Source organism: Pseudomonas sp. LH1G9 (genome assembly GCF_002949975.1).
GTDB lineage: Bacteria > Pseudomonadota > Gammaproteobacteria > Pseudomonadales > Pseudomonadaceae > Aquipseudomonas > Aquipseudomonas veronii.
The window spans coordinates 737873-761880 of sequence record NZ_CP026880.1 but is presented as its reverse complement, the minus strand read 5'-3'; the positions used below and the strand labels follow the sequence as shown (position 1 = coordinate 761880).

21 protein-coding genes and 2 pseudogenes are annotated in these 24008 nt (G+C 60.9%); 10 read left to right on the top strand and 13 right to left on the bottom strand.

Features of this window, described 5'->3' with window-relative positions; all coding sequences use genetic code 11:
- Window positions 1–4: 4 nt before the first annotated feature.
- Window positions 5–811 (top strand): hypothetical protein, encoded by an 807-nt coding sequence (locus tag C5F70_RS03575; RefSeq protein WP_017845844.1) that lies wholly within the window; start codon window positions 5–7, stop codon window positions 809–811.
- A 105-nt stretch (window positions 812–916) separates the two neighbouring features.
- Here the strand turns inward: C5F70_RS03575 and prmB are convergent, their stop codons facing one another.
- Window positions 917–1825, bottom strand: coding sequence for a 50S ribosomal protein L3 N(5)-glutamine methyltransferase (prmB, locus tag C5F70_RS03570; RefSeq protein WP_057003896.1), 909 nt, complete (start codon window positions 1823–1825; stop codon window positions 917–919).
- A 240-nt stretch (window positions 1826–2065) separates the two neighbouring features.
- Between prmB and C5F70_RS03565 the strand changes: the two genes are divergently transcribed.
- From C5F70_RS03565 to C5F70_RS03545, 5 genes are all read left to right on the top strand, one after another.
- Window positions 2066–2656 carry a cysteine hydrolase family protein gene (locus tag C5F70_RS03565; protein ID WP_026139885.1) on the top strand — a complete coding sequence of 197 codons (591 nt, stop codon included), beginning with the start codon at window positions 2066–2068 and terminating at the stop codon, window positions 2654–2656.
- A 140-nt stretch (window positions 2657–2796) separates the two neighbouring features.
- Window positions 2797–3117, top strand: a complete 321-nt coding sequence (locus C5F70_RS03560) for a hypothetical protein (RefSeq protein ID WP_046382569.1) — start codon at window positions 2797–2799, stop codon at window positions 3115–3117.
- Between the two features lie 75 nt (window positions 3118–3192).
- The gene (locus tag C5F70_RS03555) at window positions 3193–3750 is read left to right on the top strand and encodes a Smr/MutS family protein (protein ID WP_017845840.1); all 558 of its coding nucleotides are present in this window, start codon (window positions 3193–3195) and stop codon (window positions 3748–3750) included.
- 78 nt (window positions 3751–3828) lie between these two features.
- Window positions 3829–4374, top strand: a complete 546-nt coding sequence (folE, locus tag C5F70_RS03550; protein ID WP_017845839.1) for a GTP cyclohydrolase I FolE — start codon at window positions 3829–3831, stop codon at window positions 4372–4374.
- Between the two features lie 100 nt (window positions 4375–4474).
- Complete coding sequence (locus tag C5F70_RS03545) at window positions 4475–4846, top strand: glutathione S-transferase N-terminal domain-containing protein (RefSeq protein WP_017845838.1); 372 nt, start codon at window positions 4475–4477, stop codon at window positions 4844–4846.
- A gap of 16 nt (window positions 4847–4862) precedes the next feature.
- On the opposite strand, the pseudogene C5F70_RS30940 reads toward C5F70_RS03545, so the two are convergent.
- From C5F70_RS30940 to C5F70_RS03525, 4 genes and pseudogenes are all read right to left on the bottom strand, one after another.
- Window positions 4863–4988 (bottom strand): annotated as a pseudogene (locus C5F70_RS30940) (outer membrane lipoprotein carrier protein LolA); the annotation flags it as partial.
- Window positions 4958–5275 carry a hypothetical protein gene (locus C5F70_RS03535; RefSeq protein WP_046483978.1) on the bottom strand — a complete coding sequence of 106 codons (318 nt, stop codon included), beginning with the start codon at window positions 5273–5275 and terminating at the stop codon, window positions 4958–4960. The pseudogene C5F70_RS30940 and the gene C5F70_RS03535, both read right to left, overlap by 31 nt.
- The gene (locus C5F70_RS03530; RefSeq protein WP_104902731.1) at window positions 5272–6597 is read right to left on the bottom strand and encodes an acyclic terpene utilization AtuA family protein; all 1326 of its coding nucleotides are present in this window, start codon (window positions 6595–6597) and stop codon (window positions 5272–5274) included. Before C5F70_RS03530 ends, C5F70_RS03535 begins: the two co-directional genes overlap by 4 nt.
- 1 nt (window position 6598) lies before the next feature.
- Window positions 6599–7891: a CitMHS family transporter gene (locus C5F70_RS03525; RefSeq protein ID WP_102618018.1), complete on the bottom strand. Its 1293-nt coding sequence runs from the start codon at window positions 7889–7891 to the stop codon at window positions 6599–6601.
- Window positions 7892–8002: 111 nt separating this feature from the next.
- Here C5F70_RS03525 and C5F70_RS03520 point away from each other — a divergent pair, with 111 nt between their 5' ends.
- Window positions 8003–8899, top strand: coding sequence for a LysR family transcriptional regulator (locus C5F70_RS03520; protein WP_057003892.1), 897 nt, complete (start codon window positions 8003–8005; stop codon window positions 8897–8899).
- Window positions 8900–8941: 42 nt separating this feature from the next.
- Here the strand turns inward: C5F70_RS03520 and C5F70_RS03515 are convergent, their stop codons facing one another.
- Window positions 8942–9544, bottom strand: coding sequence for a glutathione S-transferase family protein (locus C5F70_RS03515; protein ID WP_017845833.1), 603 nt, complete (start codon window positions 9542–9544; stop codon window positions 8942–8944).
- A gap of 10 nt (window positions 9545–9554) precedes the next feature.
- Window positions 9555–10721 (bottom strand): PLP-dependent aminotransferase family protein, encoded by a 1167-nt coding sequence (locus C5F70_RS03510; protein WP_046483985.1) that lies wholly within the window; start codon window positions 10719–10721, stop codon window positions 9555–9557.
- Window positions 10722–10802: 81 nt separating this feature from the next.
- Here C5F70_RS03510 and C5F70_RS03505 point away from each other — a divergent pair, with 81 nt between their 5' ends.
- The 3 genes from C5F70_RS03505 to C5F70_RS03495 all read left to right on the top strand — a co-directional run bounded on the left by C5F70_RS03505 (window position 10803) and on the right by C5F70_RS03495 (window position 13473).
- Window positions 10803–11237 carry a MarR family winged helix-turn-helix transcriptional regulator gene (locus C5F70_RS03505; RefSeq protein WP_046382563.1) on the top strand — a complete coding sequence of 145 codons (435 nt, stop codon included), beginning with the start codon at window positions 10803–10805 and terminating at the stop codon, window positions 11235–11237.
- Between the two features lie 196 nt (window positions 11238–11433).
- The gene (locus C5F70_RS03500; protein ID WP_177410573.1) at window positions 11434–12765 is read left to right on the top strand and encodes an NCS2 family permease; all 1332 of its coding nucleotides are present in this window, start codon (window positions 11434–11436) and stop codon (window positions 12763–12765) included.
- Window positions 12766–12831: 66 nt separating this feature from the next.
- Window positions 12832–13473 (top strand): LysE family translocator, encoded by a 642-nt coding sequence (locus tag C5F70_RS03495; RefSeq protein WP_104902729.1) that lies wholly within the window; start codon window positions 12832–12834, stop codon window positions 13471–13473.
- Here the strand turns inward: C5F70_RS03495 and C5F70_RS03490 are convergent.
- The 6 genes and pseudogenes from C5F70_RS03490 to uraH form a co-directional block, all read right to left on the bottom strand.
- A complete protein-coding gene (locus tag C5F70_RS03490) occupies window positions 13454–18718 on the bottom strand; it encodes a dermonecrotic toxin domain-containing protein (protein WP_104902728.1) in 5265 nt (1754 codons plus the stop codon). The two genes, C5F70_RS03495 and C5F70_RS03490, sit on opposite strands and share 20 nt — an antisense overlap.
- 587 nt (window positions 18719–19305) lie before the next feature.
- Window positions 19306–21651 carry a DUF2235 domain-containing protein gene (locus C5F70_RS03475; protein WP_104902725.1) on the bottom strand — a complete coding sequence of 782 codons (2346 nt, stop codon included), beginning with the start codon at window positions 21649–21651 and terminating at the stop codon, window positions 19306–19308.
- Window positions 21639–22154 carry a DUF3304 domain-containing protein gene (locus C5F70_RS03470; RefSeq protein WP_082643800.1) on the bottom strand — a complete coding sequence of 172 codons (516 nt, stop codon included), beginning with the start codon at window positions 22152–22154 and terminating at the stop codon, window positions 21639–21641. The genes C5F70_RS03475 and C5F70_RS03470 overlap by 13 nt, the downstream gene beginning before the upstream one ends.
- Before the next feature lie 102 nt (window positions 22155–22256).
- Window positions 22257–23012, bottom strand: a complete 756-nt coding sequence (locus C5F70_RS03465) for a DUF4123 domain-containing protein (protein WP_104904523.1) — start codon at window positions 23010–23012, stop codon at window positions 22257–22259.
- Between the two features lie 291 nt (window positions 23013–23303).
- A pseudogene (locus tag C5F70_RS03460) lies at window positions 23304–23411 on the bottom strand (IS110 family transposase); the annotation flags it as partial.
- Window positions 23412–23540: 129 nt separating this feature from the next.
- Window positions 23541–23894: a hydroxyisourate hydrolase gene (gene uraH, locus C5F70_RS03455; protein ID WP_017845823.1), complete on the bottom strand. Its 354-nt coding sequence runs from the start codon at window positions 23892–23894 to the stop codon at window positions 23541–23543.
- Window positions 23895–24008: the final 114 nt, after the last annotated feature.

Genomic DNA, 24008 nt, shown 5'->3' with positions numbered 1-24008 from the left:
CCGCATGACTAACACCGAAGCAACACCAGAACCTACCGCCGACACCCCGGCGGAACACACCGAGGTCGTCGACGCGGCGCCCCTGCCGTGGGCGGACGTACAGGCCGAACATTTCAAAATGCTGCGCCTGGCGCCCCTGCCCACCGACCGCTCCACCGGGGTACGCCCCTTGCGGTTTGTGCAATTTGGCTATGTCGAACGCCACGACCACCATCACAGCCTGTTGCGCATGGTCATCCAGTTGCCGGGCCAACGGGTGCGCCGCGAGCAGAATCACCTGGATATCTGGGTCGATCACGCTAAACACCGTGTGCATTTCGGCCCGGGCAACAGCCTGGAAATCGAACCGGCCAACCGTGGCATCGGCCGTTTCCTGGTGGCCCAGGGCGCCGCGTGGGCGAAGAAGAAGTGGTCGCACTACCGCGTCGACGGGGTGGACCTGGCCAACAAGGACGCCCTCAACGAAGCCACACGCCTGCGCCGCGATCACTTCCTGCGTATCCAGGGCTTTGATGTGGCCTACGCCGACGTGCAGCATCTGAAGGGCAACGTGCAGCCCGGCAAGGTCAGCGACGTGCTCGATAGCTGGAACACCGAGAAAGTGCAGTTCGTGGAAATCCTCGAAGCCGCGCAAATGCTGCAACAGGCCGAGCAGAACCTGACGGAGCAGGAAGTGAAGCTGCGCAAGGAAGAAGAAAAGGTCACCAAGTTCAAGCGTGAGGACAGCGGGCTACGCTTCACCATCACCTGTCTGGTGGCGTTTACCGTGTTTCAGGCGGGGTTGTTGATCTGGATTGCCACCCATCGGTGATGTGGGAGCGGGCTTGCTCCCGATAGCGGTGCATCAGTCAATGCATTCAGTGACTGACACGCCCTCATCGGGGGCAAGCCCCCTCCCACACGTCAGAGCGGTCGATTAAACCCGGGCGGCGAATACCGCCTGATGGTTGCGGCACTGCTCGGCCGTGAGCATGAACACACCGTGCCCGCCGCGCTGGAACTCCAGCCAGGCGAAGTCGACTTCCGGGTACAGCGCCTCGACATGCACCTGGCTGTTACCCACTTCGACGATCAACAAGCCCTTCTCGGTCAGGTGGTCCGCCGCTTCGGCGAGCATCCGCCGGACCAGGTTCAAGCCATCGTCGCCGCAGGCCAGGCCCAGTTCCGGTTCGTGCTGGTACTCGTCCGGCATGTCGGCGAAGTCTTCGGCGTCCACATACGGCGGGTTCGACACGATCAAGTCGAAGCGCTGGCCCGGCAGCCCGTCAAAACCGTCGCCCTGTACGGTATACACACGCTCGTCGACGCCATGGCGCTCGATGTTCTGATTGGCCACTTCCAACGCTTCGAACGACACGTCACCCAACACCACTTCGGCGTCCTGGAACTCGTAGGCACAGGCGATGCCGATGCAACCGGAGCCGGTACACAGGTCGAGAATGCGTGCCGGCGGCTGGGCCAGCCAGGGTTCGAAGCGGCTTTCGATGAGTTCGCTGATCGGTGAACGCGGGATCAGCACGCGCTCGTCGACGATAAACGACATGCCGCAGAACCAGGCTTCGCCAATCAAGTAGGCTGTCGGCACCCGCTCATGAATGCGACGGTGCAGCAGCCGTTGCAAGTGGGAAACTTCCTCTTCTTCCAGGTTGCAATCCAGGTAGCTGTCGGCAATTTCCCAGGGCAGATGCAAGGCGCCGAGCACCAATTGCCGGGCGTCGTCCCAGGCGTTGTCGGTACCGTGCCCGAAAAACAGCTCTTCCCCATGGAAACGGCTGACAGCCCAACGGATATGGTCGCGCAAGGTGCGCAGGCGGGAAGTGATCACGGGGGCAGACTCCTGGAAAAAACGACTGGCGATTCTAACAGCCTTCGTCTGTAGCGACGACGTGCGAAGAGCCTCAACCGTATGTCGGATTTCATCCAATTTGCCATCATTGCGTCAAACAACCGCACCGCTTGACACGGCTGCACGCCAGCAACGGCGTAGCTTACGATGGAAGCGATTCACAGAACCGCTCAGCCAGTGGACAATGGCGCAAAAGCCCCCCTCACAGGAGCCCCCAGAATGTCCGTTCCAAAGACGATGTTTCAAATCAGCGGTCGAGGTTATGCAGCGGCCAATCTCAGCCATGCGACCCTCGTGATCATCGACGCCCAGAAGGAATACCTCAGCGGTCCACTCGCCCTCGCGGGCATGGATGCGGCGGTGGGCAATATCAAGCAACTGGTCGCTGCGGCGCGCAACGCCGGTCGCCCGATCGTGCATGTGCGCCACCTGGGCACCGTCGGCGGCCTGTTTGACCCACAAGGCGAGCGCGGCGAATTCATTCCCGGCCTGGAGCCAATGGGTAACGAAACCATCATCGGTAAACTGCTGCCCAGCGCGTTCCACGGCACCGGCCTGGAAAAACACCTGCAGGACCTCGGCTCCCTGGACCTGATCGTCTGCGGCTTCATGAGCCACTCCAGCGTCAGCACCACCGTGCGCGCCGCCAAGAACCTGGGCTTTCGCTGCACCCTGGTGGAAGACGCCTGCGCCACCCGCGACCTGCCTTACAAGGGCGGTGTCCTGAGTGCCGAGCATGTGCAACAAACCGAAATGGCCATCATGGCCGACAACTTCGCCACCCTCGCCTTGACCAAAGACCTGATCTGATTGCCCCGAAATGAGCGGTGCGGCCGATTCGAGGCCCCGCTCATCCGCAAATGCCTGTCATTTGCTGCAATTACCTCTGGCGCCGGAACAACCTGTGTATCTTCCGGTCGAAGGGCCGATACCCTGGAGGAAAGGTCGGAATGAAGATATCCGATGGTTTTGATGCTCGTCGCTTGCGCCCCAAGGGCCCGAGCAACTGGCGTCTGCGCCTGGTAGCCGGCATTGCCGCGCTGCTGGCGATCATAGGTGTGCTGCTGGCGGTCGCCGGTGGCGCGGGCTTGTCGGGGCATTCCCCGGCGCTGGGCGAACTGAATGCCAGCCCCGGTGGCTCGGCGATGCTGTTGGTGGGCGGCCTGCTGGTGCTGTGGTTCGGCGTGTGGTTATGGCGCCGCAGCCGGCGGCGGATGCGCCAGCCGTTGTCGCTGAACATCGCCTCGCACCTGATGAAAAAGCACGACTGATGGCGCTTGGATAGCGTTTCCTGCGCCCCGGCCGCCGCGATTTAGGTAAACTGCCCGCCCCTCGCGGAGGCTGACATGCAAGACGACGATTTTTCCCTGTTCAAAAACGAGCTGCGCGGCGTCAAGCCGATCAAGCACGACCGCGCCGACACCGGCAAACCCAAGAGTGACCGAGCGCAGATCGCCAAGCTGCGCCAGGCCGCGACTGTACGCACTGACGCCACCACCGTGGACGGTCTGTCGGACCAGTTCGTGATTGACGTCGGCCCCGAAGACGAGCTGATGTGGGCCCGCGACGGCGTGCAGGAAAGCCAGATACGCAAGCTCAAGACCGGCCAGATCCCCTTCGAAGGCAGCCTCGACCTGCACGGCATGAGCGTGGAAAAAGCCCGGGAAACCCTCTGGGCCTTCCTCGCCGAAGCCACCCGGTTCGAGATCCGCTGCGTGCGCGTCACCCACGGCAAGGCCGTGCGCCTGGATGGCAAGCGGCCGATGATCAAGAGCCACGTCAACACCTGGCTGCGCCAGCATGCCCAAGTACTCGGCTTTACCTCCTGCCAGCCCCGCCACGGTGGCGCCGGCGCGGTGTATGTGATGCTCAAGCGCACCATGCTGGAAGGGCGCGACGAGTAACCAGTGCCATCGTCAGGCTTGCAGCGATGGGTCGGCCACCGTACCCTTGCGCTTTGCGAAAATCCCACAGGTAGTTTCATGTCCCTGGAACAGAATTACACCGCGATCCTCGGCCAACTCGGCGAGGACGTTACCCGCGAGGGCCTGCTCGACACGCCAAAGCGTGCCGCCAAGGCGATGCAGTACCTTTGCCGCGGCTATGAACAGACACTGGAAGAAGTCACCAACGGTGCCTTGTTCAGCTCCGACAACAGCGAAATGGTGCTGGTCAAGGACATCGAGTTGTACTCGTTGTGCGAACACCACCTGCTGCCGTTTATCGGCAAGGCCCACGTCGCGTATATCCCGAGCGGCAAAGTGCTGGGCCTGTCGAAGGTCGCGCGGATTGTCGACATGTATGCGCGCCGCCTGCAGATCCAGGAAAACCTCAGCCGCCAGATCGCCGATGCCGTAATGCAAGTGACCGGCGCCCTGGGCGTGGCCGTGGTGATCGAAGCCAAGCACATGTGCATGATGATGCGCGGTGTGGAGAAACAGAATTCGTCGATGATCACCTCGGTGATGCTGGGTGAGTTCCGCGAAAACGCGGCGACCCGCAGCGAATTCCTCAGCCTGATCAAATAACCGGTCGGGTAGGAAAAAGCCGGCGTTCATCGCCGGTTTTTTTTCGCCCCCACAAATCAAGTAAGATGCTGCCCTCTGTTCTGGGCAAGAGGTTTCAGCCATGTTCGTCAAAGCACTTCGAGTGGGCCTCGGCCACGTCATCATCGCGGGCGACTACATTACCCGTCCACGCAAAAAGCAGCGCCCCGCCGAGCAGCAAGCGCAGGTCAACGCGGCCGCCAAGGAACTGACCCTGTATCAGTTCCACGCCTGCCCGTTCTGCGTGAAGACCCGTCGCACCCTGCATCGCCTGAATGTGCCGGTAGCGTTGAAGGATGCGAAGAACAACGAACAGGATCGCCAGACCCTGCTGGAGCAAGGCGGCAAGATCAAAGTGCCGTGCCTGCGCATCGAAGAGAATGGCCAGACCACCTGGATGTATGACTCCAAGGTGATCATCGATTACCTGGACAAGCGCTTCGCCGCCGCCTGACAAACGCCCTCTCCTCTGTAGGAGCGAGCTTGCTCGCGAAAAACCTGAGGACGCCGCTGGGTGTCAGGTTCCCCTCGTTATCGTTGACGATTTTCGCGAGCTGGCTCGCTCCTACAGAGCGGGGATTTCCATGTCCAGTAATGCGGAGCCCAGGCACTTGCCATGGGCGTCCAGCGCCAGCGAACGGGTCACGCCGCCGCGCAAGATCCCCGGCAACACGAAGTTCAGCGCCTGCACGTTGGGCAATTCATAGCGTCGCACCGGCGCCGCCCCCGGCTCCAACAGCCCGGCGAAGAACGCCGCCACGCGCGCGGCCGTGAGCTGTTCGCAGAGCAGCGGATAATCCTCAGGGCGATAGGCAATGATCGAAATGTTCGAGGTGTCGCCCTTATCCCCGGTGCGGGAATGGGCCAGGGTATGCAGCTTCATGCTTCGATCCTCGGGTTGACGGCGTCACGCGGCAACAACAACGAGGCCACCGCCACCACCTGACGCACGCTCTTGCTGGCACCGCCGCCGCCGGACGGGCCGTTGGTGTAGAGGGTTTCCACTTCATTGCCGACCCGCACCGCTTCGCTGCGTTCCTCACAACGCGCAGCGACGCGCAGGCGCACTTCCCACGGCTCGACGCGGCTGCGCGGGCCGTGCAGCGAGTCCATGCCGATCAACTCGGCGCGCACGTCCTGCATCTTCACCCCCATCAGTTCCAGGCGCTTGAGCACCACCTCTCGCGCCAGTTGGGCGCGTGCGACGGCTCCCGGCCCGCCGTAGGACATCTGCCCCTCGCCGATCCAACCGTCCAGGTAACCCACGCTGACTTTCAACCGTTCCGGCCGCGCCCGTCCCGCAGCGCCCTGGGCGCGTACCCGGTCGACGCTTTCCTCGACAAAGCTCACCTGGGAAAAGTCGGCCGTCACGTCCGGCGTCAGATAGGCCGCCGGGTCGTGTACTTCGTAGATCAATTGTTCAGTACACGTAGCGCGGCTGACGCGCCCGCCCGACCCGCTCACTTTGGTGATCACGGCGTTGCCCTCGGCATCGATCTCGGCCAGGGGGAAGCCCAGGCGCGCCAGGTCGTCTACGTCCTTGAACCCGGGATCGGCGAAATAGCCGCCGCTGACCTGCCCCGCGCATTCGAGCAAATGCCCGACCAACGTGCCGCGCCCCAGGCGCAACCAATCGTCAGCCGCCCAGCCGAACGCAAACATCTGCGGCGCCAGAAATAGCGACGGGTCGGCCACGCGCCCGGTGATCACTACATCAGCCTCGGCGCGCAACGCCTGCAGAATGCCGTCGACGCCCAGGTAGGCGTTCGCGGAAATCAGCCGCGCACCCAGCGAGCCAAGGGTCTGGCCGTTATCCAACACCTGCTCGGGGCGCAACACGTCGAGCACATCATCGCCCACCACCGCCACGACCTTGAGGCTCAGGCCCAGCTCATTGGCAATGCGCCGCACTTCAATGGCCGCCGACACCGGGTTGGCCGCGCCCATATTGGTGATCACGCGCAAGCGCCGGCGACCTGCCTGCTCACCGACAAAGGGCAGTACCCGGCGCATGCGCTCACTCAGCAACGGGTCATACCCACCCTGCGGATCGCTGATGCGTGCCTGTTGCGCCAAGGCGATGGTGCGTTCGGCCAGGCATTCGAAGACCAGGTAATCGAGGTCGCCCTGTTCGGCCAGTTCCACGGCAGGTTCGATGCGGTCGCCGGAATAGCCGGCGCCGGAACCGATGCGCAAGGTTTTCATCTCAAAATACTCCCAGGAGCAACGCGGTCAGGGTCATCAACACCGACGCGGCGAACAGAAACGGAATGGTGAAGCGCTGGTGATCGGCCAGCTCGATCTTGCACAGCCCCACCAACAGGAAGGTCGCGGGGGTCAGCGGGCTGACCGGGAAACCGGTGGTGTGTACGCCCAGCAGCGAGGCCTGGGCCACTTGCAGCGGGTCGACGCCCAGGGCCTTGCCGACTTCGGCGATCACCGGCATCACCCCGAAATAGTAGGAATCGGGGTCGAACAACATGCTCAGCGGCATGGAAATAAAGCCCACCACTGCCGGGATCAACTTGCCGTGGCCGGCCGGAATCTGCGCCACCGCCACTTCGGCAATCGCCTTGAGCATGCCGGTGCCTTGCATGATGCCGGTGAACACCCCGGCGGCGAGCAGGATACTGGCCATGGTCAGGGCGGTCTTGGCATGGGCGTCGATGCGTGCGCGCTGGGCGTCGACATCCGGGTAGTTGATGCACAGCGCGACCACGGTGCCGAGCATGAACATCACCACCGGGTCGACCCAGCCGGCGATCATCACCACCATCACCAGCACGGTGAGCATCAGGTTGACCCAGAACAGCCGTGGGCGTCGCAGCTTGATGTCGTCGTCGCTGAGCACCCGTTGCGGCACGGCATCCACCGTCGAACCGGCGCCCAGGCCAAGGCGTTTTTCTTCACGATGGCCGAGCCACCAGGCGCAGGCGAAGACAAAGATCAGGCCGACGATCTGCACCGGGATCAGCGGCTGGAACAGATCTGCCACTGGCACATGCAACGCCGCCGACGAGCGCAGCACCGGGCCGGTCCACGGCAGGAAGTTGACCCCGGCAGCCATCGCGCAGACGCAAGCGAGGATGCGTTTGTCGATGCCCAGCCGCGTATACAGCGGCAGCATCGCCGGCACCGTCACCAGAAACGTCACCGCGCCGGAACCGTCCAGGTGGACCAGCAAGGCGAGGGTCGCGGTGCCAACGACAATTCGTGTAGGACGCGTCCCTACCGTGCGCAGGATGCGATCAATGATCGGGTCAAGCATGCCGGCATCGGTCATGATCCCGAAAAACAGAATCGCGAACACAAACATGCCCACCACCGGGGCAACGTTCTTGATCCCGGTAATGATGAAGGCACTGGTTTGCAGGCCGAACCCGCCGAGCAGCGCAGCGATGATCGGCAAGGCGATCAGCGCCACCAGGGGCGAGAGGCGTTTGCTCATGACGGCAGCGAGCAAGCAAAGGATGGTAATGACACCCAGGGTAGCGAGCATGGGTTACTCCAGAGCGGCCTTGGTGGCCGGTTATTGTTTTCCCTGGAGTATTGGAAACGCGTTAGTCTTTGTAAATTGGAATATTCACCAGCTATTGTTCGGAAAAACAAAATGAAGAACTCTATCCAACACATCCAAGCCTTCCTCGCTGTCGCGCGTACCGGCAGCTTTACCAAGGCAGCCAACGAACTGCATCTGTCGCCGTCCGCGCTCACCGTGCAGGTTCAGCAACTCGAGGACTGGCTCGGCGTCGCCCTGCTCGACCGCAGCCCGCGGCATGTCAGCATCACGGCCGCCGGCCAGGAAGCGCGCGGGCCGATGGAAAAGCTGCTGCTGGACCTGGACAACATCGTCACCGGCTCCCGCGACCTCGCGGCGTTACGTCGTGGCGTGGTGACCATCGCCGCCCTGCCCTCGGTGTGCGCCGGCGCCCTGCCGCCCGCGCTGCGCCTGTTTCGCGAACGCTTCGGCGGGATCGAAGTGCGCCTGCATGACCTGGTGGCCCATCGCATCCATGCCCAGGTGCGCTCGGGCGAGGTGGACTTCGGCATCGGCGTGCGCGCACGGCTGAACCACGGGCTGGCGTTCGTGCCGGTATTGAATGATCGGCTGTGCGCGTTCGTACCGCTGGATCATCCCCTCGCCCGCTATCCGGCGCTGACCCTGAAGCAACTGGCGGATCAGCCGATCATCCTGACCGGGCGCGACAGCAGTGTGCGCGAACACGTCGAAGCGCTATTTGATGAGACACGCCTGACGATGAACGCGGGCATGGAGGCCAACTACATGTCGACGGTATTGGCGCTGGTGCGTCAGGGCTTGGGGATCAGTGTGCTGCCGGAGTCGGCGGCGGACAGCCTGGAGGGGTTGAAGCGCATCAGCATCGATCATCCCGGCGTGAACCGCGAGATCGGGCTGATCAGTCGCAGCGCGATGGCGCTGAGCCCGGCGGCGCAGCGCTGTTTCGACTTGCTGCATGACAAATTATCCGACACACCACTGAGCTAAATGTGGGAGGGGCTTGCCCGCTCCCACAATTGACCGAGTGAGTCAGTCGAGCATCGCCACATGTCTGGGATGGCTGGCCACACGCTTCAGCCATGCCTGCAGCGCCGGGTAAGGCGTCAAGTCAAAACCGCCTTCATGCGCCACATGGGTGTAGGCATACAACGCAATATCCGCAATCGAATACTGCTCGCCCACCAGGTACGGCGTGCTTTGCAGTTGGCGCTCCATGACCTTCAACGCCTTGTAACCGCCCTTGTGGGTGGTTTTGTATTCGTCGAGGCGATCCTCTGGCATCCCCAAGTACAGTTGGATAAAGCGCGCCACCGCAATGTACGGCTCGTGGCTGTACTGCTCGAAGAACTGCCACTGCAACACTTGGGTACGCAAGCGCGGTTCGGTCGGCAGAAACTCGCTGCCATCGGCGAGGAAGTTGAGGATCGCATTGGATTCCCACAGGCAGGTGCCGTCTTCGAGCTCCAGCACCGGGATCTTGCCGTTGGGGTTCTTGGCCAGGAATTCGGCGGTCTGGGTGTCGCCCTTGAGGATGTCGACATCCACCCATTGATACGGGATGCCCAACAGGTTGAGCATCAATTTGACCTTGTAGCAGTTGCCCGACTTGTAATCGCCATAAACCTTGTACATGGGGCTCCCCTTATGCCGCTCGCGCGTGCTGTGCTTGACGGACCACCGCAGCCAGGCGCTTGAGACCTTCGTCCAGACGGGACGGGTCGATATGGCTGAAATTGAGCCGCAGTGAGCCAAGGTGCTGGTCCGGCTCGGAAAAGAACGGTTCACCGGGCATGAACGCGACGTTCTGATCGAGCGCAGGTGCCAACAAGGTGCGGGTGTCGAGCGGCTGTTTCAAGGTCAACCAGAAGAATAATCCGCCCTGGGGCACTTGCCAGTCGGCCAATTCGCCGAAATGCCGCTCAAGCGCCGCCTGAAAAGCATCCCGGCGCGCGCGATAGAAACCGCGCAGCTCGACCAGATGCTGTTGATATTTTTCGCTGCCGAGCCACTGCATCGCCTGCCACTGGCCGACGCGGTTGGTGTGCAGGTCGGCCGACTGCTTGAGCTTGAGCAAGTGCGGGAACAGGTCGGGGCTGGCGATCAGGTAACCGACGCGCAGGCCGGGCAACAAGGTTTTCGACACGGTGCCGGTGTAGATCCAACTGGCCTTTTTCAGGCGGCCGGCGATGGGCTGCGCACTGCCGCCGTCGAAGGTCAGTTCGCGGTACGGTTCGTCTTCGATCAGGGTCACGTCGAACTCATCGAGCAGCGCCGCGACGGCTTCGCGCTTGGCCTCGCTGTAACGCACGGCCGACGGGTTCTGGAACGTCGGGATCAGGTAGATGAACGCCGGGCGGTAGCGTTCGAGACGTGAGCGCAACGCGGCCAGGTCCGGGCCGTCGGCTTCCAGTTGTACGGTGAGGCACTCGGCGCCGAACAGTTGGAAAATCTGCAAGGCCGCCAGGTAGGTCGGGCCTTCCAGGAGGATGTTCGTGCCCTTGTCGATATACAGCTTGGCCGCCAGGTCCAGGGCCTGCTGGGAACCGCTGACCACCAACACCTGGCTGGCCTGGCACGGCACACCCAATGCACGCGCCTCGGCGGCGAGCAATTCACGCAGCTGCGGCTCGCCTTCGCTCATGCCGTATTGGCCGATGTTCACCGGCATGTCGTCCCAGTTCAACGCGGGCAACATCGCTTCGGCCGGCAGCCCACCGGCGAACGACATCATTTCCGGGCGCTGGGCCGCCGCGAGGATTTCACGGATCAAGGAGCTTTTGAGGCGCGTAACACGTTCTGAGAAGGCCATAGGGTCACCGGTAGCAAAGCCTGTGGGAAATACGTCAAACTGGTTGACCGAAATTACGACGACTTGCGTGGATACGTCAATATGCTTGACCTTAAAAACCAGACCAGCCAGCAAACCGCCATGGAAGCGTTCTTCTTCGGCTACCAGGCGTTCACCGCCAAGGCCGACGAAATGCTGGAGCGCCGCGGCCTGAGCCGGGTGCATCAGCGCATCGTATTTTTTATCGCGCGCTACCCCGGCCTGAGCGTGAAGGAACTGCTGGAATTGCTCGGCGTGAGCAAGCAGGCGCTGAACATGCCGCTGCGCCAATTACAGGAAATGCACCTGGTGCAGAGCGTCGCGTCGGAGACCGACAAGCGCAAACGCCTGCTGGAATTGAGCGCCGAAGGTCTGCGTTTCGAGCAGTCCTTGCGCCGCGAACAGGTGAAGTTGTTGCAGCGCGCCTTCAATGAAGCGGGGGAAGCCGCGGTGAACGGCTGGCTGGCGGTCAATCAGGCGTTGAGTGCGGTGAATTAGCCTTTCATCCTTTTTTGCGCAGACAATCGAAAACATTATTTGCTTTTTTTGTATACAAAAGCATAATTCGCTTCGTGCGAGTTCCTGACCTATCAGTCAACAAACCCGCCAGTACCTCACAGCGCCTGCGCGCTGACCATAACAATAAAATGCTTGAGGAGTACTTGCTGTGGATAGCCGCAAATCCGAAGCCCCGCTGGACCTCGCCGCGCCGAACCTCTCCGCCGCCGACAGCGGCTGGCTCGAACGCCTGTTCAAACTGCGCGTGCATGGCACCACAGTGAAGACCGAGTTGATCGCCGGCCTCACGACGTTTATCACCATGGCCTACATCATCTTCGTCAACCCGAACATCATGGCCGATGCCGGTATCGATCACGGCGCCGCCTTTGTCGCCACGTGCATCGCTGCCGCGCTGGGGTGCCTGTTGATGGGCCTGTATGCCAACTGGCCGGTGGGCCTGGCGCCGGGCATGGGCTTGAACGCGTTCTTCACCTACACCGTGGTCGGGACCATGGGCTACACCTGGGAGACGGCCCTCGGCGCGGTGTTTATCTCCGGCGTGTTGTTCATGGTGCTGACGCTGTCGCGCATCCGCGAATGGCTGCTCAACAGCATTCCGGTGAGCCTGCGCCATGCGATGGGCGCCGGTGTCGGCTTGTTCCTCGGGGTGATCGGCCTGAAAACCGCCGGCATCATCGTCGACAGCCCGGCCACCCTGATCAAGCTCGGTTCGCTGCACGAGCCGGCACCGTTGCTGGCGGCCATCTGCTTTCTACTGATCGCCATGCTCAGCTACCACCGGGTGTTCGGCGCGATTCTCATCAGCATCATCGCCGTGACCCTCGCCGGCTGGGGCCTCGGGCTGGTGCACTACAACGGCATCCTCGCCACCCCGCCGAGCCTGGCACCGACCTGGTTAGCCATGGACGTGATGGGTGTATTCAATGTGAGCATGATCAGCGTGGTGTTCGCCTTTCTGTTTGTACACATGTTCGACACCGCCGGCACCCTGATGGGCGTCGCGCAACGGGCCGGGCTGGTCAACCCCGACGGCAAGATCCACAACCTGTCCCGTGCGTTGAAGGCCGACAGCGCCTCCAGCGTGTTCGGCGCCATGGTCGGCGTGCCGCCGGTGACCAGCTACGTGGAAAGTGCCGCCGGTGTCGCCGCCGGCGGCCGTACCGGGCTGACCGCCGTGACCGTGGGCGTGCTGTTTGTGGCGGCGATGTTTTTCGCGCCGCTGGCGGGCATGATTCCTGCGTATGCCACCGCCGGCGCGCTGATTTATGTGGCGATGCTGATGATGGCGAGCATGGCCCATATCAATTGGGACGACGCCACCGACAGCATTCCGGCGATCGTCACCGCGATCATGATGCCGCTGACCTTCTCGGTCGCCGACGGGATCGCCCTGGGCTTTATCACTTACGTGGCGCTCAAGGCCGGCAGCGGCAAGTACCGCGAAATTTCCGTCAGCCTGTGGGTGCTGTGCGCGATCTTTATCGCGAAATTCATCTTCCTCTAGGTCGGCAACCCCCGAAGAAACCGCCTCACCTTTGGGTGAGGCTTTTGCATGAAAGGAGCACTGTGAATGAACCTGGAAACCTGGCTGCTGTTCAGCGGCGCCGCGCTGGTGGTGATCCTGATCCCCGGCCCCCTGTCGTTGCTGATGATCAGCAACAGCTTGAACTACGGCCTGCGCCGTTCGTACCCGGCGTTCCTCGGCGGCGTGTTTGCCTCGATCTGCCTGTTGAGTGCCTCGGCACTCGGCCTGGGTGCGCTGTTGCTCGCGTCGGAACAATTGTTCAGCGCCTTGAAGATAGTCGGCGCGCTCTACCTGTTTTACCTCGCCTGGCAGAGCTGGCAGCAATCGCGCCAACCGGCCCACGGCGCGGTGGTGCCTCTGGCCGTCGCCACGCCGCGTTTTCGCGCCTTGTTTGGCCGTGCGTTTGTGCTGGGCGCCAGCAACCCCAAGGACATCCTGTTCTTCGCCGCCTTCCTGCCGCAGTTCCTCAGCAGCCAGCAGCCGTTTCTGCCGCAACTGCTGGTGATGATCGCCACCTGGACCGTGCTCGACCTGTTGTGCAAGCTCGCCTACGGCCTTGGCGCCCACGGCACGGCACGCTATCTGCGCAGCGGCAACGGCCAGAGCTGGTTCAACCGCACCAGTGCCGGGCTGTTCGGGGCGGCTGGCGCGGCCTCGCTGCTCAATGTCAGAGCGGGGTCACTTTGACAAAATACACGCTGGGGCGGACCGACCCCGTCGCCTGCCACTGAATGCCGGCGGCGATCCGAACCAGGCGGTTTTCCCGCAGCGCACTCTTGACCGCAGCCAACGCCAGCGAGGTCGGGTGTCTGATGATTGCGGCATTGAACCAATGGTCTGTCAGGCGGTTTTCCAACGGCACAGAGCCGCGCCCAAGCCAATGCAACGACACGTAGTACAGTTTGTTTGAACCGCAGCGCGAATGTGTCACGAGCAATTCATGGCTGGGCTTTTTGCCGCGCATGACCTGCAGTTCCTGCACGTCGAAGCCCTGCTGTTCGAGCACGCGCTTGACGGCTGCGCGCTGTGCAATCTCCCGCTGCGGCGCACGCGCGCGGCCGCCGGTGCGCAGGGTCGGGTCCAGGCCGGCCACGTTGAAGTCGACGCGAGTGAAGCCCGGTGCCTTGCCGTCGAAGCCGATATAGATCGATCGGCCGCTGCTTTCGGTGGGCCGCAGCATTCTCAACAAATCATCGGTCTGGCCCAGCCGGTTGGCGGTGGGGGTCAACCAATTGTCCAGCGCTGCACGCACATTGAGCAGGTGGCTGGCCGTCGCCGAGCGAGAAGTATCGGCCAGTTCGACCAGCCGGGCGACGGCCATGCTGCGGCTATGGGTAGTAAGGTTCGGGAACGCCGTGGCGACAGATCGTTCCAACGGCGTGTCGAACAACGGCGCATGGAGCTGCCACTCGCCCGCCTGGGTGCGTGATACCGGGATGGGCTGTTCCTCCAGCGCAGTGTCTGTCCAACGCTCAAGGTCCGCCCGGGCCAGTGACACCAGCGGTTCATCCTTGGTAATGAATGCAAGGCCGCTCCAGGGCGCACTGTCCCCCGGCGCCAGCACCCGGTAATAGCCCACCCCCGATGCCGTCGGGCGGTCGTACTGGGCGCCGATATAGATGACATCGTAGGGAAACCCCGGCGGGTCCATATGCACATGAAACGTGCCGAACGCCGAGGAGCCAGGCACTTGGCCCGTGGGCACGCGCGCGCGCCAGGCGAACCACTCGGTGTTCGGCGCGGACGAGCGATAAATGCGGCTTTCCGTAGCGGCGCGCACCGTCGGTGGGCGCCAGTCCGGTGGCGGCGTCACGGGTGGACGCCATGGGTTGAGCACCCCGGAACTGGTGCCCGCGACCGGTTGCGGTGCATCCGCGCCGAGTAACCATTCCTTGGACTGGTGGATGTGCAAAATCAGTTCGTCCTGCCCCGGTGTCTGCGGGTTCTTCAGGCGGAACGCCGGTTCGTCTCCACGTCGGTAAAGGGGGTAAGTGTGGGTGTCGTCCGCCACAAAGAGCTCACCGTGTTTCACCTGCACGCCTGCCGTGTCCGGCCCTTTCAGCGCAACGGCGCCCTCAGGCACGCCGTTGATTTTGAAGCGATCCAAGGCCTTGAGCCGAGTCACGGGCGGCGTTGCCACGCGGGAAACCCCGGCATCCGTCGCCATCCGTAAACGATGTAGCCGCCCCAGCACGGCCCTCAGCGCCGGCCGCGCGACACCTGCGCCGACACGTCCGACTTTCCTGGGGCCGGGGACAAAGTTCAGCAACACGTCGATCACCATAAAGGCGCTCATGAAACCCACATCGACCGCGTCCCGGGGGTCGCCGAAACGGTGATAACGCCGTGATACCAGCAGCAGCTCATGGAAGTCATTGAACGTCCCGTACAACGGCGAAAAAAACCCCACCAGCGCCCGTGCGCGGGTATCACCCTGCTCATTCAGGCGCTGGTTCCGATAGTGCTCCAACGCCTTGCCGGAATGACTGGCCGCTTGAGTGCGGCGTTGCAGCTCCTGCACGCTGGCGTGGTAGAGCAATGCCTGGGCGTTGCAGTGGGGCACGGCCACAAGCGCGAGCCAGTCCTGCGGAGCACTGGCGATCTGTTCAAGGGTCTGGGCTTCGATCTCCTCGAGCACCACCGCAGGTTCCAGGTGCTTGATGCCAAATGAGCGCACGAAGTCGATCCCCCGCCAGATGCCCTTCATCATGAAAAACGCCGGTATGGCGTTCAGCGTTTTGGCGGCCTGGGCGCGCGCATCGACCCCCTCCGGTGGCTGGGGGAGCGCCTCGAATGCCCAGCCCGGCGCGACCTGCCGCGCCAGTGTCTTGACGTTATCCGCTAACGCACCGATGCGGTTCAATGCAGCATGGGCCTGTTGCAAGCTGCCGTACTCGGTCAGGACCAGGGCCGACGGCGCATCGGGCCAGTAAACCACGCACAGGTCGGTACGCGGGTCATGTACCGCGACGATCCCTGCGACATAGCGATCATGCTGCAGGGTGTGGCCGACCAGATGGACCACGTACAACTGCAGCGGGTGCTGACTGCTCGACAGGTCCTGCGGCGTGCGTGCCGCCATCGCCGTCTTGAACAGGCTTTGTGCCGTTGCCGTCAGCCCCCGTTGCACCGCATCGAACAGGTGATATGCAGCGCCCGCTTGCAAGGCGCGATTCAATAACCCAGGGATACGTCCGTCGCTGAGCACACGGTCGGTTTCACGACGGGGATAATAAACTTGGTGGATCAGGGCATCGTAGCGGCCACCGATGTCCAGTGAAGACACCAGCCCGATCAAGTAAGCGGCATTGAGGCGCTGCTTCCACTCGGGTTGCAGATAACGCGCATGATCGAATCGCCACTGCGTCCAGGGTGCCAGCGGGTCCAGGTTATGCAGCGCCAGTTGCAGCAGGCTGAAGGAGGTGCGCGTCGCGGTCGGGGTCAGCACGATGCGGCGGTCGCCCACGGCGCAGCCACTGGTCCAGCCACAGAAAGCGCCGTGGACATCATCGGGCATCTCAATCAACGCTTGGTCGATATCCAACTGCGGAAAAAAACCGTCCTCGCGCAAACGGGCGATCAAGGTGCGCCGGGCAAAGGTGTTCAGATCAGGCAGGCATTGCTCCAGCCGGCTTTTGAAGGCCAACGCGTTGCCCAGGTACAAGCGCAGCAAGCGCTTGAAGTGTTGACGCTGGGCCCGTGGTGCGTGCGCGAGCCAAGCGGGCAGCGTTTTCGCCTCAGACGCCGCCGTGCGCAGCAGCTCAATATTGGCCAGCGCCTGGCTCAGGGCATTATTGGGCGGGATCTTCAACTGCGCTTCCAGATCGACCATCAGCAGCGCGCGGCTCAGGTCGGCATCCGTCACTTCGCTGAACACCCGCGTGATGTCCTCGCTGCTGCGGTGTAAGCGGTCGTAGCTCCCCAGCAGTTTCTTGAGCGCAGCCAGCGCGGGCTTGCCGTTGATTTCAACGTAGCGCACGTCGAGTGTTTGCGCGGCGGCATGGGCGCGCAGGTCGGCGCGTTTATCGTGCTCGACGCAGCGCCACAACACCGAGTCGTCTGGGCTGTTCAGGCTTGCCTTGAGGCTGCGGGTCAACGCGTCCAGCCCGGCAAACGCCTTGATCCCGCCCTCCACGCCGAAAGCGTAAAGCACCACCGGCAGTTGGCGCGACGAGCGCTCTAGCGCCGCAGCCGTGGTCACCACCCACACGTTATGGAGCGGGTAGAAAGCGTCCGGCGCGCAGCCCACCGCGATCGACAGCACTTGGGCAAGACTGCCCGGGCGACGGCTGGCCAAGGGTTGGTCGACCACCTCGATCATCAGGTCGCGATGCGCCGTACTGATCAGCTTGAGGCGGTGTTGCAACTCCACCTCGCAACGCAGGGCTGCGGTTTGGGCCTGCATAAACAACGACACGCGCCTGGGCGTACCCGCTCCCCCCGGACGCTCAGCCCAAAAAGCCAACTCCAGCAGCCGTTGCCCGGCATCTTGCATCAACGTATTCAACGCTTGGATATGCACGTCAATTTGGCTCATCAGCGACGCAATGACCCGGTACGCCAGGGTATCCGCGCTGGGATCAGCCGGGACCAGCAGCGCGAGCAGCGCATCTTCGTAGCGTGCGACCTGACGCTGTGCCGTGTGCAGGGCCAGGCCGGAGGCCGTGCTGGCGAAGATGATTTCTGCGCCTCGGCGTTGCCGGTCCCACTTGAGTAATTGCGCGCCGATCACGCCAAGCCGAGCGCCGCCGACCCATTGCTGCCTCGCCCCTTCGACCGCGGCCAGAAACGGTGCGGCATCCGGCAGTCGAGGCCGCCCTTCGGAAAACACGTAGCCGTCATTCATCTTCGCCGCACACGCCAACTCGTTGCTCCATTGCCCACTCAGCAAGGCCTCGGCACCCAGCGCCAGCGCATCGGCCATCAGCGGCAGGCCGCGCATAAAGGCGCTCGTCGCAGACAAGGCAGCGGGGCGGTACACGTTATCGCGCCGACTTAACGGCAGGCACTGCCAGAGCGCGTGGAACCGCGACCGGTCCAGCGCCAGCAGGCCGTCCTGCAGGGCGGCGAAGGACGGGTACTCGTAGAAGTTGCGGCCCCCACCCGGCAGGTAAACCACGTGCGGCGCATCGCTGGGGTCGCCCTCGCGATACAGATGCAGTGCCCCTGGGATCGCGACCGCCGATGCCCCCGGCCACAGCAACTGGCCGACGCGCAGCGTAGCCCAAGCCCCGCCCGCACGACGGCGCGCCTCGGCGCTGGGCGCATCGATCAGGGCCTGAACCATGGCGAATCCCGCACGCGATAGCTCGTCCAGTTGCCACGCCAAAAAGGCCCGGTCCGCAAACAGCTCCGTGTGCAACTCGACCCAGCGTTCCCGGCGTGTGAGCCAGGTGCCCTGCGCCAGGCAGTCCCAGTAGGCGCTCACCGCATGGGCGAGCCGCTCGAACAGCTGCAGCGCGACGACGCGGCGCAGGGCTTCCAGCGGCGTATACGGCAAGCGCCGTTCCGGCGCGTCTTTGACACTCAGGGAGGTGAATTGATTGACGTTGATCAGCACCGTCGGCAGAACCAGCAACGCCAGCGCCCGCTCGGTCAGGCTCTCGACTTTGCGCGGCGCGGCGGGCGGCTTGGGCTCGCTGAACAAGAGGTGGTCCGGGTCCATTTCGAACGCTTTGCGCAGCTCGGCGCGGATGACCGTCAAGACTTTCGGCGAACGGCCTATCAGCCGCGCCAGTGCGCGTGTCGCGGCGACGCAACGCGCGTCGGCAAGCGCAATTCGATTGATCAGGCGACTGGGGTGCGTGTAGGCGTTGATCCGCCGTATCAGTTGCTCGCGAATCGCCTGCGCTTGTACTTGGGCGGCAAGGTCCGGGTCGTCGGCATTAACGGTGTCGGGTGAAGCACTCGCGTGGTCGGGGGACGAGGTCATGGGGTTTTCTTCTGCATGAGGAAAACACCCAGCCTAGGCAGCGCCGCAGGGCAAAAGGCGCTAGATAGTTGCATGCGCAAGCGGCATAAAATCTATGGTCACCCCCATTTTTGCAATACTGATTAACGGGTGGTCCAGACAAAGCGTCAGCCAAGAGAGTTCGAATTCCCTACGGTTATTGAAGTCACCGAATTCCTCGCGATATGTCAGCGCTTGAACATCCCCTCCGATATTGCTCCCATCGCAGAACATTGCGCAGTGGTTATCGAGCCGACGTCCATATATCTGGCAACTGCTCGCAGATCGACAGCAGGAAGTCGCTGATGACAATGCGATCCGCATTTTGCTTGAACAGCTACACAGCCATGAAGGTTTGCCGCCCAAGGCCGACAGCGTCTGCCATTTGATCAATCAGCATCTGTTGGAACACCCTCAACTGCTCTGGCCAATTGGTTGGGCAGCCGAGAACAGTTGCGGGCTGAATGGGGTGGGAAGCGAGAAGGTGCAGCTCGATTATCAAAGCCATCAGTTGAAGTTGGAACTGAGGTTTGTAGGGTAATCGACCAGAATGATTTATTTTTCGCGTCTTAAACGACACTATCCGGTTCGAACAAGCTGCCCGTCTTGCGCAACATGGCTGTGGTTCGTTCCATGCGTCGGGCAAAGTCATCCAGTTCAATCTGATGCTTTTGCTCCGACGCGATCTGACCCACATGGCTGCTTGGTTGCAGGAGTTGTTCCGCGCCTGGCAAGAACGGTACCACTAGGCCAGTGGCCTTATCGATCACCTGGTAGCCGATGGTCGCCGCCCCAATGCCCGCCGCCAGTCCGCCAACACCACCTAATACACCACGGCGCTTGATGCCATACACCGTAGCCCCGGCAATCATCGCCACGCCCAATATGCGACCGGCCACTACGACTGGGGACAGATCACGGCTATTGTCATTGCCGAAATAGGTCATGCGGTAAAAGAAATAACCGGCCCACAACTCCCTCGACTTCAACTTGTCGTGCATGAACCAGGCCCGCGAGTCGTGTATCTGGTCATCGAACAACGCCACCAGTAGGGCCATCTCAGGGTCTGCACCGGACGTGCCTTGAGCATCACGGAACAGTTGCTTACTGCGCAGATCACCTGCCGTCTTGAGGGCGTCATGGTCCTTGGACTCGTCATTCTCGTTAAGTAAATAGATCGCATCGCGTAACACCACGTCGGTCACCGTGCCTTGCCAACTGGATTGCTCACGCTTCTGGCCGGTGTAGTCAGACTTGAATTCCTCGGCAGCTTGGCTGAGTTGGGTCTGATCAATCTGCGGCTCATAGATTCGTGGGCCGGGATACTGAGGGTTCTCCCGCCGCATTTTCACGGCATCAGCCTGGTCTTTTTTATACTGTTCGCGCTCAGTAGTTTCCTGATAGGGCGTCGCCTCTTTGGCTTGGGTGAAAAAAGGCTGGCGCTTATAGCTGTCGTTATTACCTTGAGGATCATTGACGTAACGACCAATACGCCAACCGGTGATCCAGCCCAGTTGATCGGCAAGGGTGTCTTCTACGGTGGTGTTCAGACGCAGCGGCTTATAGGCCGAGTCCTCGACGGATTCGTCAGCCGCAACACCTGGTAGGATTTTGAGGCGCCAGGCGTTGAAGCGCTCAATCAGTTGCTGACTGACCACAAACTCTGAGGAAGTCCCAGGCCCCATTTTTCTCCACAACCTCTCCGAGCTAGTATTAAACGTGTCCGGCAGTACCTCTTCTGGCACTTGCAGAGGGGCACCCGCTGCAAAAGCAGCGGCATACAAGTCGTGCAAGACAATCTGCGACACCAGCTCATGAGTACCTTCACGAGCTTTGCCCTGGTCATTTTTCGGGTAGCCGCCGCCCACATCCGAATGCACACCGGGGTACACCACTTCGTAGGTATTGGCCGGATACTGGCCGTTTTCGTTACGAATCGAATCCAACGGAAAGCATGAGCGTTGCTCGAAGCCCGCGACAAAATGCCGACAACACTTGACCAGTTCCGGGAACCGCTGCGCATCCGGTAGCAACTGGGTGTTATCGGCCCAGTCCATATGCCCAGCAAAGAATGGGGCTACATGGGCAATACCCACCGAGGCCACCGTGTCCAGCACGCCAAGAAACTCGACGCTGACAGGCAAGCCCAACAGTTCCTGTTTTGGCAGTTCATCCCCTTCTGGGGTGTCGAACAACTGACTCAACCAGGTAACAAAAGTGCGAGCCTCTGCCGCTCCCCGAGAGAAACCGTACACGTACAGTTTGACCGCCAGCACTTTAGGCTGGGCCTCGTCCTTGCGAACGTGTAAAGGGGCCAGCAGCTCTTTCATGATTCGGCGGCGATTGCCTTCACCCAGAGCACTCATCAGCGGTGCCTTCCAGGTGCTCATGGCCTCGACCTTGGTCTTGGCGACAATGTCATCAATTCCGCTTTTATTGTTCAGAGCATAAGATAACGCGCTGGCCACCTGTACCAAGGCCCAGTTGATCCGGTCTTCCCCCCCAGTGGCATATTGCAGCCCGCTATCGCTGTAATCCAGTTCGCCAACTTCGGGGAATGGCGTGCCGACACCGGGCATATAATACGAAAAATAACCCTGCCCCATCGCGTCTTTACCTCGTAGTGAGGCATGAAACAGCTTGGCGATATTAGTGGGATGCCCCTCCTGGGTGTCGCTCTTTTCGTTATTGTTGGTGCCATCGAAAAACAGACTGATATGCAGGCTATGACAACAGGTAAAACGTTGTGTGCGACGCCCTTGATCGTCACGTTTTTGTTGAAGCCGATTTTGCTCAGCAATTTGCTTATTGTAGTTATCTGTCACATCCGATGTTTTCGTCGGGAAACGCCCTGCAGCAGGAAAAACTGGCGGTCCCCAAGCTTTGTCTTTTGAATTATTATTCACTTCGGACATACGGCCGGCTCCTTCATTTGCGAGGGTTCTTTAATCGGGTAATGCTCTGAGTTAAATGCCCAACATGAGCTCGTAACCTTGATCTGGTTACAAACCAAAAAGTGTACCTTCAGGCCGCATCGCTCCGTTCCAGGCCACTCTGGAATATCCACGGTGGTGCTGTGGCGCTGATAGTTGGCTGCATGTTTGGCATAAACCTCTCTGAACTCATCTGATGTTACAGAGGGCATTTTTGCAGACGGCTCAGGATCGACCTCCCATTCAATCTGGGCCTTTAAGCCAGGACGCCATTTGACGGGCATGATGATGCAACACGAGCTTCCACCACCACCGTCCGCTCGGTAACCATTGACCGACATCCAGTTAATACCGTGCATGGTATGGTTGATGGCTTGCAGGTTTCCCCCTGCCATTTCATTGTTCGCTGAAGAACACCCAGATAACGCGAACCCCAACAAGTAAAACGCGACTTTTTGTGTTGTTTTTTTTATTATCGATTGCATCGCTAGCAACTTCCTTGCTGATCACCTTGATCGCGTAAACCATTCAAACCACTTGTGCATGCAATACACTCTTGTCCCAGCGCAAAGTGGCTATCCAGGCACCTAGGTTCTGCTTAAGTTCTGTTTCACATACTCGGTCAAATCGCCGAAATAATTTTCCTGACCCGCTTGCACAACAAGTGAGTGAATTAGCGCGAAACGCCGCTCTCGGCTCTCATCCAGGAAATCAAAGTTTTTGCCATTTAACAGTTGCTGTGCATCGCTGATACAACCAAGCAGGTCAAATTGTTGATCGTTCATTTCCACGAAGGGACTGACCTGGATATTGCTCTGATGGGTGAGCCTCGTGCCTTGTAACCACTGCGGCTGGTTATCCCGATCAAGCCAGCCCCAATAAGCAGCGGCTTGCAGAAACTCGGCGCGCTGCTGATCGGTGAGGATCGAGGACATCAGCAGGGGAAAGATGCGTGAGTCGTAATACCGTAACAAACCGGTTTGTCCACCCCAAGCCAATTGCGAAAACCCTTGCAGGGCTTTACTCAAAACTTCGAAGGGCAATGACGAGATCACCACCATTAGGCGGCCATCGGTGGCATGCTCCACCAACTGTTCCAGCCAGGCCTTATGTCGCCACTGCGTCAAGTCCAGACGCATCAACAGAGGGGCCTGATCCAACAGGTTTTGCTCTGACGTGCCGGTGAACAACGAGAACCAGGGGACTTTTGGCGTTAGCATCTCCAAGGCAGGCACAGCACGGTGGCTCCATCCTGCCTGGTCGAGCAGTAAGTCAATCTGGCTTATGCCAATGTGGGCGCAAACATGTTCGATCTGTTCTTGCCATTGAGTGGGCATCGTCATGTCCATATTCCCTCGATTAATTATCGCGGATCAGTCCGGTCGAGGTTCTCGCGTCGGCGGGCAGACGCTCAAACGATGCGCCAAAGGCTGCACACATAAAAATCGAGAGTAAATAGGACATTTCCCAAAGATGAGAGCCTAGTCATGCAAAATATTTCATGGCGATCACACTGGAAACTACTCCCTGATGCAATTGCCACAAAGCAGCACTGATGTACTTAGCGTGTCAGAAAGTCGATGAATGCGAGTCGCATATTTTTCAAGCGCGAACCGTTACAAGTAGGCAGAATTTTGGTGTGAGCATTTTCTGCGAAAGACCTCGCGGCCCGACTTATCCTCGCCGTGCAGGTGGAAAGTGTGTTTACCGAGACCGATACCGATCAGTGCTGACTCGCTCATGATGATGGCCTCCGAAAACAAAACACCCCGTGAAAACGTAGCCCTCACAGGGTGTTGGGAGTGACCATCTCATTAGCCCGCAGTGTGGGCGGGCAAAAAAACCAACGAAGAGCGTCGAGGGGATGATGCTCAGCTACCGCGATAGGTGGAATAGCTGTAGGGCGAAATCAACAGCGGCACATGGTAGTGCTCCTGTTCGGCGCTGATGCCGAAGCGCAGCACCACCACGTCGAGGAACGCCGGCTCCGGCAATTGCACGCCACGCGCCCGGTAATAGTCGCCGGCGCTGAATTGCAGTTGGTACACACCGCTGCGGTAGGCGTCGCCTTGCAGCAACGGTGCGTCGCAGCGGCCGTCGCTGTTGGTGACGGCAGTGGCGACCAGTTCCAGTTGCGCGCCGTCGACGCGGTACAGCTCAACCGTGATGCTGCTGCCGGGACAGCCGTGAGCGGCGTCCAAAACGTGTGTGGTCAAACGTCCCATGGCGTGTACGCGCCTCCCGAGGTCAGTAGAAATGAGTGCCGCACTTTTTCAGGGCAGCGAAAAAGCTGGTGCGGGCCGATTAAGACACTTTCCAAAAAAATTGTACACAATAAA

What these genes read in the sequence shown, in the direction of transcription:
- C5F70_RS03575 (WP_017845844.1), top strand. Translation starts at nt 5, where the DNA reads ATGACTAACACCGAAGCAACACCAGAACCTACCGCCGACACCCCGGCG.
- C5F70_RS03565 (WP_026139885.1), top strand. Translation starts at nt 2,066, where the DNA reads ATGTCCGTTCCAAAGACGATGTTTCAAATCAGCGGTCGAGGTTATGCA.
- C5F70_RS03560 (WP_046382569.1), top strand. Translation starts at nt 2,797, where the DNA reads ATGAAGATATCCGATGGTTTTGATGCTCGTCGCTTGCGCCCCAAGGGC.
- C5F70_RS03555 (WP_017845840.1), top strand. Translation starts at nt 3,193, where the DNA reads ATGCAAGACGACGATTTTTCCCTGTTCAAAAACGAGCTGCGCGGCGTC.
- folE (WP_017845839.1), top strand. Translation starts at nt 3,829, where the DNA reads ATGTCCCTGGAACAGAATTACACCGCGATCCTCGGCCAACTCGGCGAG.
- C5F70_RS03545 (WP_017845838.1), top strand. Translation starts at nt 4,475, where the DNA reads ATGTTCGTCAAAGCACTTCGAGTGGGCCTCGGCCACGTCATCATCGCG.
- C5F70_RS03535 (WP_046483978.1), bottom strand. Translation starts at nt 5,275, where the DNA reads ATGAAGCTGCATACCCTGGCCCATTCCCGCACCGGGGATAAGGGCGAC.
- C5F70_RS03530 (WP_104902731.1), bottom strand. Translation starts at nt 6,597, where the DNA reads ATGAAAACCTTGCGCATCGGTTCCGGCGCCGGCTATTCCGGCGACCGC.
- C5F70_RS03525 (WP_102618018.1), bottom strand. Translation starts at nt 7,891, where the DNA reads ATGCTCGCTACCCTGGGTGTCATTACCATCCTTTGCTTGCTCGCTGCC.
- C5F70_RS03520 (WP_057003892.1), top strand. Translation starts at nt 8,003, where the DNA reads ATGAAGAACTCTATCCAACACATCCAAGCCTTCCTCGCTGTCGCGCGT.
- C5F70_RS03515 (WP_017845833.1), bottom strand. Translation starts at nt 9,544, where the DNA reads ATGTACAAGGTTTATGGCGATTACAAGTCGGGCAACTGCTACAAGGTC.
- C5F70_RS03510 (WP_046483985.1), bottom strand. Translation starts at nt 10,721, where the DNA reads ATGGCCTTCTCAGAACGTGTTACGCGCCTCAAAAGCTCCTTGATCCGT.
- C5F70_RS03505 (WP_046382563.1), top strand. Translation starts at nt 10,803, where the DNA reads ATGCTTGACCTTAAAAACCAGACCAGCCAGCAAACCGCCATGGAAGCG.
- C5F70_RS03495 (WP_104902729.1), top strand. Translation starts at nt 12,832, where the DNA reads ATGAACCTGGAAACCTGGCTGCTGTTCAGCGGCGCCGCGCTGGTGGTG.
- C5F70_RS03490 (WP_104902728.1), bottom strand. Translation starts at nt 18,718, where the DNA reads ATGACCTCGTCCCCCGACCACGCGAGTGCTTCACCCGACACCGTTAAT.
- C5F70_RS03475 (WP_104902725.1), bottom strand. Translation starts at nt 21,651, where the DNA reads ATGTCCGAAGTGAATAATAATTCAAAAGACAAAGCTTGGGGACCGCCA.
- C5F70_RS03470 (WP_082643800.1), bottom strand. Translation starts at nt 22,154, where the DNA reads ATGCAATCGATAATAAAAAAAACAACACAAAAAGTCGCGTTTTACTTG.
- C5F70_RS03465 (WP_104904523.1), bottom strand. Translation starts at nt 23,012, where the DNA reads ATGACGATGCCCACTCAATGGCAAGAACAGATCGAACATGTTTGCGCC.
- uraH (WP_017845823.1), bottom strand. Translation starts at nt 23,894, where the DNA reads ATGGGACGTTTGACCACACACGTTTTGGACGCCGCTCACGGCTGTCCC.